Origin of the sequence: Vibrio caribbeanicus ATCC BAA-2122 (assembly GCF_000165125.1) — a bacterium.
Lineage (GTDB): Bacteria > Pseudomonadota > Gammaproteobacteria > Enterobacterales > Vibrionaceae > Vibrio > Vibrio caribbeanicus.
Window position 1 is genome coordinate 203,623 of the sequence record NZ_AEIU01000075.1, and the last position, 14,673, is coordinate 218,295.

Sequence of the window (14,673 nt, forward strand, 5' to 3'; positions counted from 1 at the left end):
AAGGCAAAGTAATATAAGAAACGACCACTATTAATATAGCTCAAAGTGACCAAGAATGAAGACCCTTTGTCGCTTTTTGTTCAGCTAAATTTTCGTAGTGGCCTTAAGTTTACTACTGGGCTGCGGTTAGAACCGGTAAAATACGACTCAGTTTGTCGAGTGTTTCTTGGTATTCATTTAGGCACTCACTATCAGAGACTAAACCTCCACCGGCCCATACAAAAAGCTGGTTTTTTTCTGCAACTAAGGTACGTATTGTGATGCTCGTATCCATACGTCCGTGCCTACTAATGTAACCAATACTTCCGCAATAGGCACTTCTTCTGTGTGGCTCCAATTCCTCAATGATTTCCATTGCTCGGATTTTTGGGGCTCCTGTTATCGACCCTCCCGGAAACGAGACTCTTAACAAGTCGATTGGTGTGTAATTATCGTCAAGTTCAGCGGTTATTGTACTGACTAAGTGATGTACTGCTGGGAAGCTCTCGATTTCGAATAGCTTGGGCACCTTTACACTACCGTGCTTAGCGACTCGTCCTACATCATTCCTGAGTAGGTCGACGATCATCAAATTCTCAGCCTGGTCTTTTTCTGCTTGAGAAAGTTCGATAGCTGCCTGTCTATCTATCGATTGATCATTGCTTCTTGGTCGAGTTCCTTTGATGGGCTTAGTTTCAATTTTGTTATCTTTTACTTGTAAAAATCGTTCAGGTGAAACACTTAAAATGGCACATTCGGGAACACGAATAAAGGCCGAGAATGGTCCACCATTGACATGTGAAAGCTTTTGAAATGCATCCCACTCACTGCCTTGGTAGGGGGCATTAAAACGCTGAGCAAGATTTATTTGATAACAATCTCCAGCTTGTATGTAGTCTTTTACGCGCGCAAATTTATTTTGATAGCATGCTTTTGACATATTTGACTGCCAGCTGTCAACCAAAGTGAATGGGCGAGTGTCGCATACAGTTTGTGCCAATAACCATTGCCAGTTGGACTCTACGTCCATGCCAACCGAATAGGCCATCTTTTTATGATGATCTACAACAAGCGCCCAATCAAAAATACCGACAGCCATCTCTGGTGCTGATATATCATTTTCTGTTAACTCAGGTATCTGCTCGACTCGGCGTCCTAAATCATATGAAAAATAGCCCAAGGCACCCCCAATGAATGGAAGCTCACCGTTATAAACGATCTCTGGCAAAGTATCCGATTGGAGTTTTTTCAGTAATTGAAATGGGTCATCACTGGATATCTCTGTACTTTGGGAAGTTTGAATGGTGCTTTCTTTTCCCTTTGTCACTAGAGTCGCTTTAGGGCGAGTAACGAGAATATCAAATCGACTATCGATATGATTACTTGACGAAGATTGTAGTAACATTGACCATGGATGGTTTTCGATAGTAGCAAAGCATTTTGTTGCAAGGTCTTTACTGTAATGTAGTGACTTAATGTCAATATGATTTAGCTTTGTATCGTTCATTGTTTTTCTTTTTAATAAAAAGATCGTTGATTACGTGGCGCGTATGGAAAAGCAAGAGTATCATATTGATAACAAAAGTCGCTACACAGCATCTTGTAAAGTTGAACCTGATAGGCGAGATAGTGATAGCGACGTATAAAAAGGAAGCAAAATAAAACGAGGCATGCAATGAACGTTATACGCCAACAGGATGTGATCAGCAGCGTTGCTGACGCATTACAGTACATTTCTTACTATCATCCTTTAGACTTCGTACAGGCTCTAGAAAAAGCTTACCAACGCGAACAAAGCCAAGCGGCAAAAGATGCAATTGCACAGATACTTATCAACTCAAGGATGTCCGCTGAGGGGCATAGACCGATATGTCAGGATACGGGTATCGTGACTTGTTTTGTTAATATCGGTATGCAGGTCCAGTGGGATAAAACCGACCTTACTGTTCAGCAGATGGTAGATGAGGGAGTTCGCCAAGCATATACCAATCCGGATAATCCACTTCGCGCTTCAGTTCTCTCAGATCCTGCTGGTAAACGCGTAAATACCAAAGACAATACACCGGCGGTCGTACACATAAATATGGTTCCGGGTGACAAGGTTGAAATTCAAATAGCTGCGAAAGGTGGCGGTAGTGAGAATAAGACCAAGATGGTTATGTTAAATCCATCCGATGATATTGCCGAATGGGTTGAAAAGACGCTCCCTACTATGGGTGCTGGCTGGTGTCCTCCGGGCATGTTGGGTATTGGTATTGGCGGTACTGCAGAGAAATCTGCCGTACTTGCGAAAGAGTCATTAATGGAACATATCGATATTCAGGAGCTTATTGATCGTGGTCCACAGAATGCAGAAGAAGAATTGCGTTTAGACATTTTTAATCGCGTCAATAAATTGGGAATCGGTGCTCAAGGTCTTGGTGGACTTACAACTGTGGTCGATGTCAAAATCAAAACGGCACCGACGCATGCTGCTTCTAAACCTGTTTGTTTGATTCCTAACTGTGCGGCGACTCGTCATGTTCACTTTATATTAGACGGCTCAGGCCCTGCAGATCTCGAGGCACCTAAACTAGAGGATTGGCCAGATATTACATGGGAAGCAGGTGAAAACACTCGACGAGTTAATTTAGATACGGTCACTAAAGAAGAGGTCAAAGAATGGAGAACAGGTGAGACTGTACTTCTCTCTGGCAAAATACTTACTGGTCGTGATGCTGCGCATAAGCGCATTCAAGGAATGCTTCAAAGCGGAGAGGGTTTACCTAAAGGTATTGACCTTAAAGGTAAGTTTATATACTACGTCGGGCCAGTAGATGCCGTTGGTGATGAGGTTGTGGGGCCAGCAGGTCCTACGACCTCTACCCGAATGGACAAATTCACTGATATGATGTTAGAAGAAACCGGTATTATGGGCATGATAGGCAAAGCTGAACGTGGTCCTGCTACTGTGGAGTCGATAAAAAAACATCAGGCAGTATATCTCATGGCGGTAGGTGGTGCGGCTTACCTTGTCTCTAAAGCAATTAAAAAAGCTCGAGTTGTTGCTTTTGAAGATCTTGGTATGGAAGCAATCTATGAGTTTGAAGTTGAAGACATGCCTGTAACCGTGGCTGTCGACTCAACTGGCTCAAATGCGCATCAAATTGGTCCTGATACCTGGAAAGTTAAGATCCAAGAAATGGAAGATCAATAAGCATCATAGCGAACTTAGCTTAAAAAGTTTTAATTTTAGCGCGGCATTTGCCGCGCTTTTCGTTCATTTGGCATTAATAATGAATTCCGTATGATTACACTATGTTCTGCTAATAGAGACAGCAAATGAATCCAATTAGGCGCGAGTTTCATGACTTACTGAGCCGTACTACTGATAATAATGTTCGAATTGCCGTGACAGGTCTTTCTCGAGCAGGAAAAACAGCGTTTATCAGCTCTCTGGTCAACCAACTACTGAGTGTATCAACTCACGAAAATTTACCCTTGTTGAGTGCATCTAGGGAGAGACGCCTTGTTGGTGCAAAACGAGTACCTCAGAAAAATATGATGGTGCCAAGCTTTCCTTACGATGAGGCGATGTCTAATTTGTCTCAGATTCCTCCACAGTGGCCTGAACCTACGAGAGATGTAAGTGAAACTCGGATCATATTAAAATATCGAACCAACAAGAAATCACGTCGTTTGTTTGGCGAAAATTCAACGATAAGCCTAGATATTGTCGATTACCCAGGGGAGTGGCTTTTGGATCTCCCTTTACTTCAAATGAGCTTTGCACAATGGTCGGAACATCAGTTTTTAGCGTTAGAGGGACAGCGTAAAGAGTATGCCCAAGAGTGGCTTAAAGAGCTAAATACCATTGATTTGTCCGCTTCTCTCGATGAGAAAGCCATCGCAAATGTTGCTTATTCTTATACCCAGTTCTTGCATCGATGCAAAGCAAATGGGTTGCATTGGATCCAACCTGGCAGGTTCGTTTTGCCCGGTGAATTGGAAGGAGCGCCTGTACTGCAATTCTTTCCTTGTAAGATGAAAGATAAGCGTGATTTGAAAGGGACAAACTACGAGACTTTGGAGGCTAGGTATCGCGAATATCAGCGGAGAGTAGTTAAAGCGTTTTATAAACAACATTTCTCTACTTTCGACCGTCAAATAGTCTTAGTTGATTGTTTGCAGCCTCTTAATGCGGGATATGATTCATTTTATGACATGAGACGAGCGCTGGAAGAGTTGTTAAAGAGCTTCAGTTATGGACGTAATAATGTGATAAATCGCTTATTTTCTCCTCGCATAGATAAAATTATTTTCGCAGCGACGAAAGCTGATCATATTACTCCAGAACAACACGAAAACTTAGTGAGCTTACTTCAACAAATGGTGCACCCTTGCTGGCAGACAGCGGCTTTCGATGGTATTGAAATGAATTGTATGGCATTGGCGTCTATTCAAGCCACAGAGTTCGGCTACATCCAACAAAATGGTGAACTTCATCCAGCACTCCAAGGCCTAACATTGGAAGGAAACAAGGTAACTCTTTTTCCTGGAGAAGTACCATCAAAGCTCCCAGAAAAGTCCTTTTGGCTGGATCAAGGTTTTAACTTTCAGCAATTTAAGCCCTTGAGTCATCGAGCTGATAACCCTTTAGTCCATACTAGAGTCGATAAAGCGTTGGAATACTTGATAGGAGATAAATTAAAATGAAACAGCCAAACAAAGCCTTCATCAAGCCTAATAAGATATTCGACCAACAGCTTGAGAAAGAGGGGCAGACGACTATTTTGGAAAAAGCAAAGTCTTATCAAGACGAAGATGATTTTACAGTAAACGCAGTGCCAGAAGATAATACAACGTCAGGAAAGATTGAAACTGAACTATTTAGGACAGTACAACCCAAGGCATCAAAGAAGCTTTTTCCCTTTGCAATTTCACTTTTCGTCGGATTAGTTATTTGGCAAGCTATTGATAGTATATGGAGTAGTTTTCAAGCATCCGATATGTTGACCTTAAGTTGGTCAATGTTTGTTATGTTCTTGTCTTTTATCGGCCTGTCTGCTGTCGGGCGCGAGTGGCTCAAGCTACGAAAGTTACGTCAGCATATGTCTATACAAGAGCAAGGCGTTCAGATATCGTCTTCCGATAGCATCGGTAGCGGTAAGAAATTTTGCCAAAAGTTGGCGAGTCAAGCTAGTATTGATGTTAATTCCGCAAGTTATCAGCGTTGGCTCCAAGCGTTGACCCATTCGCACAATGATCGAGAAATTTTAGAGCTTTACGATACAATGGTGGTTTCTGAACAAGACAAAATAGCTGTTCGGACAGTTTCAAAGTTTTCCACCGAATCTGCTGCCCTCATTGCCATCAGTCCCCTTGCTATTGCGGATATGTTTTTAGTGGCATGGCGAAGCATAAAGATGCTAGACAACTTGGCGGATATCTATGGTGTTGAACTGGGTTACTGGTCAAGAATTAAATTGTTTAAGGCCGTTTTATTCAATATGGCGATGGCGGGTGTAAGTGATTTAGCTGTTGACGCTAGTATCGATCTTTTATCAATGGATCTAGCGGGAAAAGTTTCCGCTCGAGCGGCACAAGGTTTTGGTGTAGGCATCTTAACCGCGAGACTTGGTATTAGAGCGATGGACTTACTTCGTCCACTGAAGTGGCAAGATGGGCATGAGGTTAAACTCTCATCAATCCGTAAAGTAATAGCTGAAAAAGTAATCAGCTTGGTCGGTAAATAGAACTTAATGTGAAGGAAGTAGTATATGTAGACTTGACGCGTATCTGACCATAGGTGAAACTACTGTCAACTTTTCGTGACACCTAATTTAGGAAACCAACTGTGCGTCTAGAAGTATTCTGTGAAGATAGACTAGGTTTGACTCGGGAACTGCTTGATATTCTCGCTTGCAAAGAAATCGACCTCCGTGGTATTGAAATTGATGTAACAGGGATAATTTATTTAAATTGTCCCGACATAGATTTTGATAGTTTTAGCGAGCTAATGGCCGAAATTAGACGAATTGATGGTGTAAGGGATGTTCGAAAGATCCCATTTATGCCCATAGAGCGTCACAACCACGAGCTCATTTCATTATTAAATAATCTGCCTGAGCCCGTGTTGGCGATTGACTTAAAAGGTCAGGTCGATATGGCTAATCATGCCGCTCTGGCTCTTTTCCACAAAGAGGAGAAGGAGACGATCGGTCATCCTATTTCTGCATTACTACCTCAATTTAATTTTGCAAAGTGGGCGGAAGGAAACATAAAAAGGCAAAGAGAAGAGGTTGTAATTGGTGGTTTAGATTACATAATGGAAGTTATGCCCGTTTATATCATCAATGAATCGAATGAATCTGTTCTTGCGAGTACAGTGATGATCATTCGGTCAATTCAAGAAAAGTTACTTTTTGATCAAGCTTTACCTGTAAATAATAACCTTGGTTTTGAGCACTTTGTTGGTGTTTCCAATCGTCATAAATCATTAATTAGTCAAGCTAAAAAACTTTCAGCCCTCGACCAACCCCTTTTGATTCAGGGTGAAACAGGTACAGGGAAAGAGATGTTAGCCCGTGCTTGTCACAATCGTTCTCATCGTGCAGGTGAACCGTTTTTAGTTTTGAGTTGTGCATCTATGCCCGATGGTGTTGCCGAAACTGAGCTTTTTGGTCACGCTCCGGGCTCATTTAACCATCAACAAGGCCATAAAGGTATTTTTGAACAGGCAAACGGTGGGACTGTATTTCTCGATGAAATAGGTGAAATGAGTCCCCATTTACAAATTAAACTGCTTCGCCTTTTACAAGATGGAACGTTCCGACGCGTCGGAGAAGAGCATGAGGTTCATGTGGATGTGCGTGTGATTGCCTCTACACGACATCAGCTTGCAGAACTCGCAGAATCAGGCTCTTTTCGCGAAGACCTTTTTTATCGACTGAACGTTCTGACATTGCACATTCCACCGCTTAGGGAGAGAAGCAGCGATATAGCTCCGCTTCTAGAGCTTTTTGTTGCTAAATATGTAAAGCAATTGGGAATTGTACAACCGTCAATTGAGTCTTCTCTTGTTGATCAGTTAGTGAGTTATCATTGGCCTGGAAATATGCGTCAACTTGAAAATATGGTTCTCAGAGCACTCACCGAGCTAGAATCTGAGCAGCTCAATATTGAGCTTTTCCACTTGCCACAATTGGAAGTTAATGTATCCAATGCTCCTTCACTCAATCTGGACGGTTCATTGGATGAAATAATGAAGGAGTATGAGTCACAAGTTCTTGACCGTTTGTATCAATCATTTCCCTCTAGCAGAAAGCTTGCGAAGAGACTTAATGTCTCGCATACATCAGTCGCAAATAAATTAAGAGAATATGGAATAAGAAAAAGCTAAATGGAAAGATTAAGCACCCCCACAAATGTTTTTGAAACAGATGAAAAAGTTGTGGTACGGACAGCAGAGCCTACTGATGGTAAATTGATCGCAGATTATTTTAATAAAAACCGTGAACACCTTAGACCTTGGGAGCCCACACGAGAAAACCCATTTTTTTCCGAGAATGGATGGACTCAGCGCCTGGTAAAACTCAGTGAACTTCATCGTATGGGGCTGGGCTTTTATCTTCTTGTTTTTGAAGTTAATACCAATAAAATGTTGGGCACGATATCATTCAGCAACATTGCGCGTTTTCCTGCTCATACGTGTAATCTTGGATATTCGCTATCATGTGATGCGCAGGGAAAGGGTGTTATGACTCGTGCCTTGAAATTGGCTATCGGGTATATGTTTGAACATCAACGGATTCATCGTATCATGGCCAGCTATATGCCAAGAAATAAACGAAGCGAATCGGTATTGAAACGACTTGAATTTGTGCGAGAAGGCTTTGCAGAAGATTACCTCCTTATAAACGGGAAGTGGGAAGACCATATTCTTACTTCTCTAGTCAATAAAAATTGGAAATGATCTTAGTAATTAAATATTAGTAACTTATACCACCACGGAGAATCGATGTCGTATCTTACTTTGGAACAGTACCAAAGAAAATGGATTTTTACGCACCAATCAATGCCAGTACCTGAGTGTGATCTAAAGACCATTAAACCTATGTCTGCCGATCGTTCCTCTCAACTTTGGAAAGAAAATATAAGCTCACAAAGCCCTGATGCTGAGCGACTCAGTTCATCAGATTGGCCTATGAAAGAGTCGAATTGGTCAATGACCGTCGACTGGATGCAAGCATGGGAAAGTGATGAAGAGATAATGCCTCAAGGCGTGATAGATTTTATCGACTGGCAAGATGATGTAACTATCTATTTTTGCTACGAAAAATATAACGTGCTAGAAACAAAGTGGTCGGTGTTTAAAAAGTATTGGAAGAATTTTTTGTTTTACGATGACGGCCCGATTTTAATCGCAAGAAGAAGAAAAGAAGCGCTGTGGTTCAATTCTGACGGTACAGTCAAACTTGGAAAAAGAAAATAGTTTGCCTCAGACTAATGTTTCTAGAGTGATGTCAATACGTTAAAATGTGAAGTTAATAGTTTTTTCTGTCATTAACTTTGTAACTTTTGTGTAAGTTGTTATTATTTATGAGATGGTGGCAGTAAATGCTGCATATTCACATTGTTTTGACATATTCATAGGGTGCAGGTGCTTTGAATACATCTCAATTACGCGAAGAATTTTATGCGCACATCAGTGCAGTACAAGCTCGAGCCCTGCCGAACACTAGGCCCACACTCTCTTATTTGACTGAAGAAGAGCTCAGAGAACTGGAAATGTGTTGGATTGAGCTTTCGGTGTGGAAAAATCAGCAAGATTAAAAATGCTCACGTAGCTTACCAGTTTATTCAAATAACCTCGTAGAGAGGTTTTTTTTTGCTTCAAATTTTAATTGTTATAATATAACATTTGTGATCGTGATGTTGAAAATAGAAGTAACAGTCCCCATAGTTAGAGTCAAAGTGGAGCATTTCAATGAATGCAACGACCAATATAATAAATAAAGAGTTTGTAGTGAGTGCAAGTATGGCGGAAGTAAGAGCCAGAGTTGATTTCAAAGTCGGTGCCAATAGTGACATCGAAGCCGAATTATTGTCTTTCCGTGGCCTGCTCACTGACAAAGAGCATGTCGCTGTCATATTTAAGAAAGCAGACCTGAATCAGGATGTTCCTCTAGTCCGGATGCACTCTGAGTGCTTGACCGGGGATGTTTTTCATTCTTCACGTTGTGATTGTGGTGAGCAGCTTGATGAAACAATCAGGCGAATGGCTGAGAGTGGGGGGATAATATTGTACCTCCGTCAAGAAGGTCGAGGCATAGGCCTATATAACAAAATTGATGCTTATAAGTTACAGAGCGAAGGTATGAACACTTATGAAGCAAATAATCACCTTGGCTTTGGCGACGACCTAAGAGACTTCACGGAAGCAGCGCAAATGCTTTTAGCCCTCAAATTGGATAAGGTACGTCTCGTCACAAACAACCCGAAAAAAATTCACGACTTACAGGCATGCGGTATCGAAATTTCTGAAGTAGTTCACACCTCTGCACATATCAAAGAAGGGAACGAAGGCTACCTAAAAGCTAAGGTTTCTCATGGAAAACACAAACTTAAACTCTAATGCATAACCAGCATTGATGATAAAAGCCTCAATTGATTGAGGCTTTTTTTGTTTGCTGCTTGCAAAAAAATTGTAAGTTTGTATTATCTCACCACAGTAGTGCAAATGAGAATAATTAGCACTAACAAATGAAAACGATTTTTATAAGCTTCAACAAGGATGCTTTTCGAATGAATGTACAAAGTCTACTCGCCAAATCTATCGCGGCGTCAATGTTAATCGCAAGTGGTACTGCTTTTTCGGCAGATGTTACTAATAAACAGGTCGTTGAACATTATGCTGATATTGCCCATGCTGTGTTTGCCGACTCTCTAGCTACAGCTAAAAATCTCAATAAGTCTATTGAAGCTTTCTTGGCTGCGCCAACTGACGCTAAACTCATGGAAGTTAAGCAGGCATGGTTAGACTCACGCGTGCCCTATCAGCAATCTGAAGTGTTCCGTTTTGGCAATGCTATTGTTGATGACTGGGAAGGCCAGTTAAACGCTTGGCCGCTTGATGAAGGTATGATTGACTATGTGACTTCAGACTACCAATACGAACTCGGAAATGCGGGTGCTAAGGCAAATATTGTCGCTAATACTCAGCTAACAATAGGTGCTTCAACGCTTGATGTATCTAAAATTACACCAGCATTGATCGCTGATCTGAATGAAGTCGGCGGTTCTGAGGCAAATGTTGCATCTGGGTACCACGCAATAGAGTTCTTACTTTGGGGGCAAGACTTAAACGGTACTGAAAGTGGCGCAGGGAATCGCCCATATACAGACTTTGTGTTGGGTGAGGCATGTACACATGGAAATTGTGATAGACGTGGAGCGTTCTTACGAGCAGCAGGGCAGCTTTTGGTTCAAGATCTTGAGTGGATGGAGAAACAATGGTCTAAAGAAGCAAAAGGCAACTATCGCCAAGAGCTTGTCAATGGCTCGGCAGATAATGGTTTGAGAAAAATGCTGTTTGGCATGGGCTCGCTTTCACTTGGTGAGCTTGCTGGTGAGCGGATGAAGGTTGCTTTAGAAGCAAACTCAACAGAAGATGAGCACGACTGTTTCTCTGACAATACCCATAACTCACATTATTACAATGAGCAGGGTATTTATAATATCTACACAGGCATTTACAAGCGTCAAGATGGTAGTTTACTCTCTGGGCCGAGCTTACATGATCTTGTAAACCAGAAAGATAAAGTAGCAGCGCAAGAAATCCAGAAACAGTTTGATCAAACGCGTTCTCAAGTCGGCAAGTTAGTGACTTCTGCTGAGAAAAATAATCAGCATTTTGATCAGCTGATCGCAGCAGGTAATGCTAAAGGGAATAAGTTGGTTAATGAAACCATCATGTCTCTTGTAGCACAAACAGAACAAATTGAGCGTGCAGCGAAGATTGTCGGTGTTAATAGCTTGAATCCTGATACTGCAGATCACGAGTTTTAGAATCGGCTTGTTTGATATAAAGGGCTCATGCGAGCCCTTTTGCCGTTTATAGACACTCTTTTTGAGAATAATAATTATTTAACAGGTGAGCGAGAGCTCTCCCAGAGCTATTGAAATGAAGTCGTGTTACAAAGTGTGCTTTTTAGGCATTTCCATAATATGTTCAGTTTCGTCATCGTTTGCGTTTGACAAAAAGTCGGGCGGTGACACTTCAGTACGTAAAGAGGGTGCAAATGCATTCTCATTGCCTGCAGGAAACTTGCCTCTTACAAAGCGCCTTGACTTTAGTGTTGGAAACAGCTTTTTTCGAAATCCTTGGGTGTCCTCCCCTGCTTCGACGGATGCGAGAGATGGCTTAGGACCTCTTTTCAATACTAATGGATGCCAAAATTGTCACATTAAAGATGGCAGGGGCCACCCTCCTGAAGAGGGGGATGTTCATGCAGTATCTATGTTGATTCGCCTTAGTATCCCTGCAATAACGCCAGAACAAAAAAAAGCGTTTATCATCGACGGGGTTATTCCTGAGCCAACTTACGGGGGACAACTGCAAGACTTTGCAGTGCACGATAAAGCCCCTGAAGGACAGATCGGTATCACTTATACAGAGTTTCCGGTGTCTTTTTCCGATGGTACGAAAGTGATGTTGCGAAAACCTACTATTTCAATTTCAGATTTAGGGTATGGTCCTCTTCATCCTGATACTCAGATGTCAGCAAGAGTAGCACCGCCCATGATAGGTCTTGGTTTGCTCGAGAGTATTCCAGATACAACTTTGCTTGAGTGGGCAGATGAAGACGATGCAGATAATGATGGTATTTCAGGAAAAGTAAATCGTGTATGGGACGTGAGAACTCAAACTTTTGCCCTAGGTAAATTTGGCTGGAAAGCGGGCCAGCCTAATCTTATGCAGCAGAATGCGGCAGCGTTCAACGGTGATGTTGGATTGACCTCTACACTATTCCCCAATGAAAACTGTACAACCAAACAGACGATATGTCAGGATCTGCCTAACGGCGGTTCACCGGAAGTGAGTGATAATATTCTGAAATTTGTTGAGTTCTATTCTCAACACCTTGCCGTTCCGATTCGAAGAAATATTAATGATCCTATGGTTGAAAAAGGTAAAGAACTGTTTCTTAAGTCAGATTGTCAAAGTTGCCATAAGACCAATATTACAACGGAAGAACGCTCGGGTTTACCAGCACTCTCGAAACAAACTATTCATCCTTATACAGACTTGCTCTTACACGATATGGGGCCAGGTTTGGCGGATAATCGCCCAGAATATCTTGCAAATGGACGAGAGTGGAGGACGCAGCCTCTGTGGGGGATTGGATATACGAAGGAAGTCAATAATCACACCTATTTCTTGCATGATGGTAGAGCACGTAGCCTAATGGAAGCCGTTTTATGGCACGGTGGTGAGGCGGAAGCATCTAAACAGAAGGTGCTAGATTTTAATCAGCAAGAGAGAGAAGCTCTCGTTGCATTTTTGAATTCTCTATAGGTAAACAAATTGATTTGTAGAAAATTATTTTTAGCAGGGGCCATTTTTAGCGTTTTGTCTGGGTGTCAGACAAGGCCCATCGACAATATTACACTTTCAAAGAATCAGCATGTAAGTCATGGTGTTTATGAGGTGGAGCTTAATAGTGCCCGATTATTTAGAGATGAGTCTAAAAAGCTCACCATGGATATGCAATCGTACTGTGACGGCGAGATAAGTCGAAGTGCGTTACAAGGAAGTTGGTTTAGAGTGATGTCAAAGTGGATGGCAATACAAGGGCAAGGAAGAGGTCCCGAAGCTGCCCTCGCACAAAGTTGGAATATCCAGCTGTGGCCAGATAAAAAAAATACAACAGGGCGCAAAATGAGAGCCATTTTTAGTTCATCTAAAAGTTGGTCTCAAGAAGAAATTGCGAATCAAAGTGTTGCTGTTCAGGGGGTTGGAGCTATAGAGTGGTTACTGTTTGATCAGGCGTCACCATTAACACGTGAAGATAAAACTTGTAAGACGGCAGTCGCGATTACTGAAAACTTAGCAATAAATGCTCAGGAAATTGGTGAAGCGTGGGAAATTAACCCTTGGTCTGATCTTGATGAACAACAATGGTACTCTGAATATATTTCATTACTGTCTAATCAATTGAGCTATAGCTTGAAAAAAATGACACTGCCCTTGGCTAAATTTGGCCATCCCCGTCCATATTTTTCTGAATCTTGGCGTTCGCAAGCATCTTTGCAAAACTTAAAATCAAATATTCTTGCTATGCAGAGGCTATACCTTGCCGGTGGCAATGGACTTGACAAAGTATTGAGAGATAGAGGGAATGCATATCTAGCTGATAGAATAGTTCGTCAGTTTGAATTCATGATTGATACTTGGCCTTCAGAAGAGAGCTTGTTTGAGCTTGTTCAATCAAAATCAGGCTATCAAAATGTGTATTCTCAGTTTAATAAGCTTGAGCATCTGCAATATTTGATTCATGAGGAAGTAGCGGTCGAACTCGGCGTAATTATAGGGTTTAATTCAACAGATGGTGACTAATCAAACACGAAGATCTTTATTAAAGGCCGCATTACTTGGTGCTGCTTACCCTCTAGTTGGCTGCGCGACATCTCCAGAGAAACCAGGTAGTCCGAAATTGTTAGGTTGTGCGATTACGGGTCGAGACAAGTTTAAAGTTGTTGTTGCTGACGAGCATGGGATGCCAATTAGACAATTAGCTCTACCTGCACGAGGGCATGGTGTTGCATCAAATGCGAAATACAGGCACGCTGTTGCCTTCGGGCGTAGGCCTGGCACTTTCTTTCAAGTATTTGACTACCAAACCGGTGAGAGTATTAAACTTCACCCAGCAGAGAAAAATCGCCATTTTTACGGTCACGGAGTTTTTTCAAATGACCATCAGTGGTTGTTCGCAACTGAAGGTGAACGAGGAACAAGTAGAGGTATTATAGGTGTCTACGATGTTCTGGCTGGATATAAAAAAGTCGCGGAGTTTACGGACTTTGGTTTGGGCCCTCATGAGGTCATTATAATGAAAGATAACACATTGGTAGTGGGAGTGGGAGGTGTCCATACCGATGGAAGAAAGCCGCTTAATATTGAAACCATGAAACCAAGTTTAAGTTACCTGAATGCTAATGGCTTTTTGATTGATAGCGTCGGTTTACCTGACCACAAGCTAAGTATTCGCCATTTAGCACATGATGGCGATAATACCGTATTATGTGGACAACAGTACCGAGGAACTCCTGATACAGCGCCAGCTTTAGTTGCAATGCATCAACGAGGGCGAGGCCTACTTTCCTTAAAAGCGGAACCTGAACAGTGGGCCAGATTCAATCATTATATTGCTAGTATTGCGGCAACTAAAGATTGGATACTGGCAACATCACCTAGAGGTAACTGTTATGGTATATGGTCTAAACACACTCAAGAGTTGGTTGAATTGAGTCCTTTACCTGATGCTTCTGGTGTTGTGGTTCAAGGAGAACAGTTTAAAATAAGCTCTGGCGCTGGCGGGGTTGTCAGCCAATCTGAGCCAAGACACAAGACAACTCTTCAATCAAGAGTACAGTGGGACAACCACTGGTCAGTGATAGTTTAGAAAATGCATCTGAGATAGCTTTTAGCAA

At 42.0% G+C, this 14,673-nt stretch carries 13 protein-coding genes; 12 read left to right on the forward strand and 1 reads right to left on the reverse strand.

Annotated features, from left to right (window positions below; translation table 11 throughout):
* Positions 1–112 precede the first annotated feature (112 nt).
* Positions 113–1,486 (reverse strand): aminodeoxychorismate synthase component I, encoded by a 1,374-nt coding sequence (pabB, locus tag RH40_RS11860; protein WP_009601759.1) that lies wholly within the window; start codon positions 1,484–1,486, stop codon positions 113–115.
* Positions 1,487–1,654: 168 nt separating this feature from the next.
* Here pabB and RH40_RS11865 point away from each other — a divergent pair, with 168 nt between their 5' ends.
* From RH40_RS11865 to RH40_RS11915, 12 genes are all read left to right on the forward strand, one after another.
* The gene (locus tag RH40_RS11865; RefSeq protein WP_009601761.1) at positions 1,655–3,175 is read left to right on the forward strand and encodes a fumarate hydratase; all 1,521 of its coding nucleotides are present in this window, start codon (positions 1,655–1,657) and stop codon (positions 3,173–3,175) included.
* Positions 3,176–3,300: 125 nt separating this feature from the next.
* Entirely contained in the window at positions 3,301–4,674 is a 1,374-nt protein-coding gene (locus RH40_RS11870; RefSeq protein ID WP_009601762.1) for a YcjX family GTP-binding protein, read from the forward strand.
* Complete coding sequence (locus RH40_RS11875) at positions 4,671–5,714, forward strand: YcjF family protein (RefSeq protein ID WP_009601763.1); 1,044 nt, start codon at positions 4,671–4,673, stop codon at positions 5,712–5,714. The genes RH40_RS11870 and RH40_RS11875 overlap by 4 nt, the downstream gene beginning before the upstream one ends.
* A gap of 101 nt (positions 5,715–5,815) precedes the next feature.
* Positions 5,816–7,360, forward strand: coding sequence for a transcriptional regulator TyrR (tyrR, locus tag RH40_RS11880; RefSeq protein WP_009601764.1), 1,545 nt, complete (start codon positions 5,816–5,818; stop codon positions 7,358–7,360).
* Entirely contained in the window at positions 7,361–7,933 is a 573-nt protein-coding gene (gene rimJ / locus RH40_RS11885) for a ribosomal protein S5-alanine N-acetyltransferase (protein ID WP_009601765.1), read from the forward strand.
* Positions 7,934–7,978: 45 nt separating this feature from the next.
* Positions 7,979–8,452 (forward strand): DUF2947 domain-containing protein, encoded by a 474-nt coding sequence (locus RH40_RS11890; protein WP_009601766.1) that lies wholly within the window; start codon positions 7,979–7,981, stop codon positions 8,450–8,452.
* Positions 8,453–8,625: 173 nt separating this feature from the next.
* Positions 8,626–8,793, forward strand: coding sequence for a hypothetical protein (locus tag RH40_RS20900; protein WP_009601767.1), 168 nt, complete (start codon positions 8,626–8,628; stop codon positions 8,791–8,793).
* A 154-nt stretch (positions 8,794–8,947) separates the two neighbouring features.
* Positions 8,948–9,595: a GTP cyclohydrolase II gene (locus RH40_RS11895; RefSeq protein WP_039954636.1), complete on the forward strand. Its 648-nt coding sequence runs from the start codon at positions 8,948–8,950 to the stop codon at positions 9,593–9,595.
* A gap of 170 nt (positions 9,596–9,765) precedes the next feature.
* Positions 9,766–11,028 carry an imelysin family protein gene (locus tag RH40_RS11900; RefSeq protein WP_009601769.1) on the forward strand — a complete coding sequence of 421 codons (1,263 nt, stop codon included), beginning with the start codon at positions 9,766–9,768 and terminating at the stop codon, positions 11,026–11,028.
* A gap of 115 nt (positions 11,029–11,143) precedes the next feature.
* On the forward strand, positions 11,144–12,538 hold the full coding sequence (locus RH40_RS11905; protein WP_039954638.1) for a di-heme oxidoreductase family protein: 1,395 nt from the start codon (positions 11,144–11,146) through the stop codon (positions 12,536–12,538).
* Between the two features lie 12 nt (positions 12,539–12,550).
* Positions 12,551–13,579 (forward strand): imelysin family protein, encoded by a 1,029-nt coding sequence (locus RH40_RS11910; RefSeq protein WP_050790445.1) that lies wholly within the window; start codon positions 12,551–12,553, stop codon positions 13,577–13,579.
* The gene (locus tag RH40_RS11915; protein WP_009601772.1) at positions 13,569–14,645 is read left to right on the forward strand and encodes a DUF1513 domain-containing protein; all 1,077 of its coding nucleotides are present in this window, start codon (positions 13,569–13,571) and stop codon (positions 14,643–14,645) included. Before RH40_RS11910 ends, RH40_RS11915 begins: the two co-directional genes overlap by 11 nt.
* Positions 14,646–14,673 lie beyond the last annotated feature (28 nt).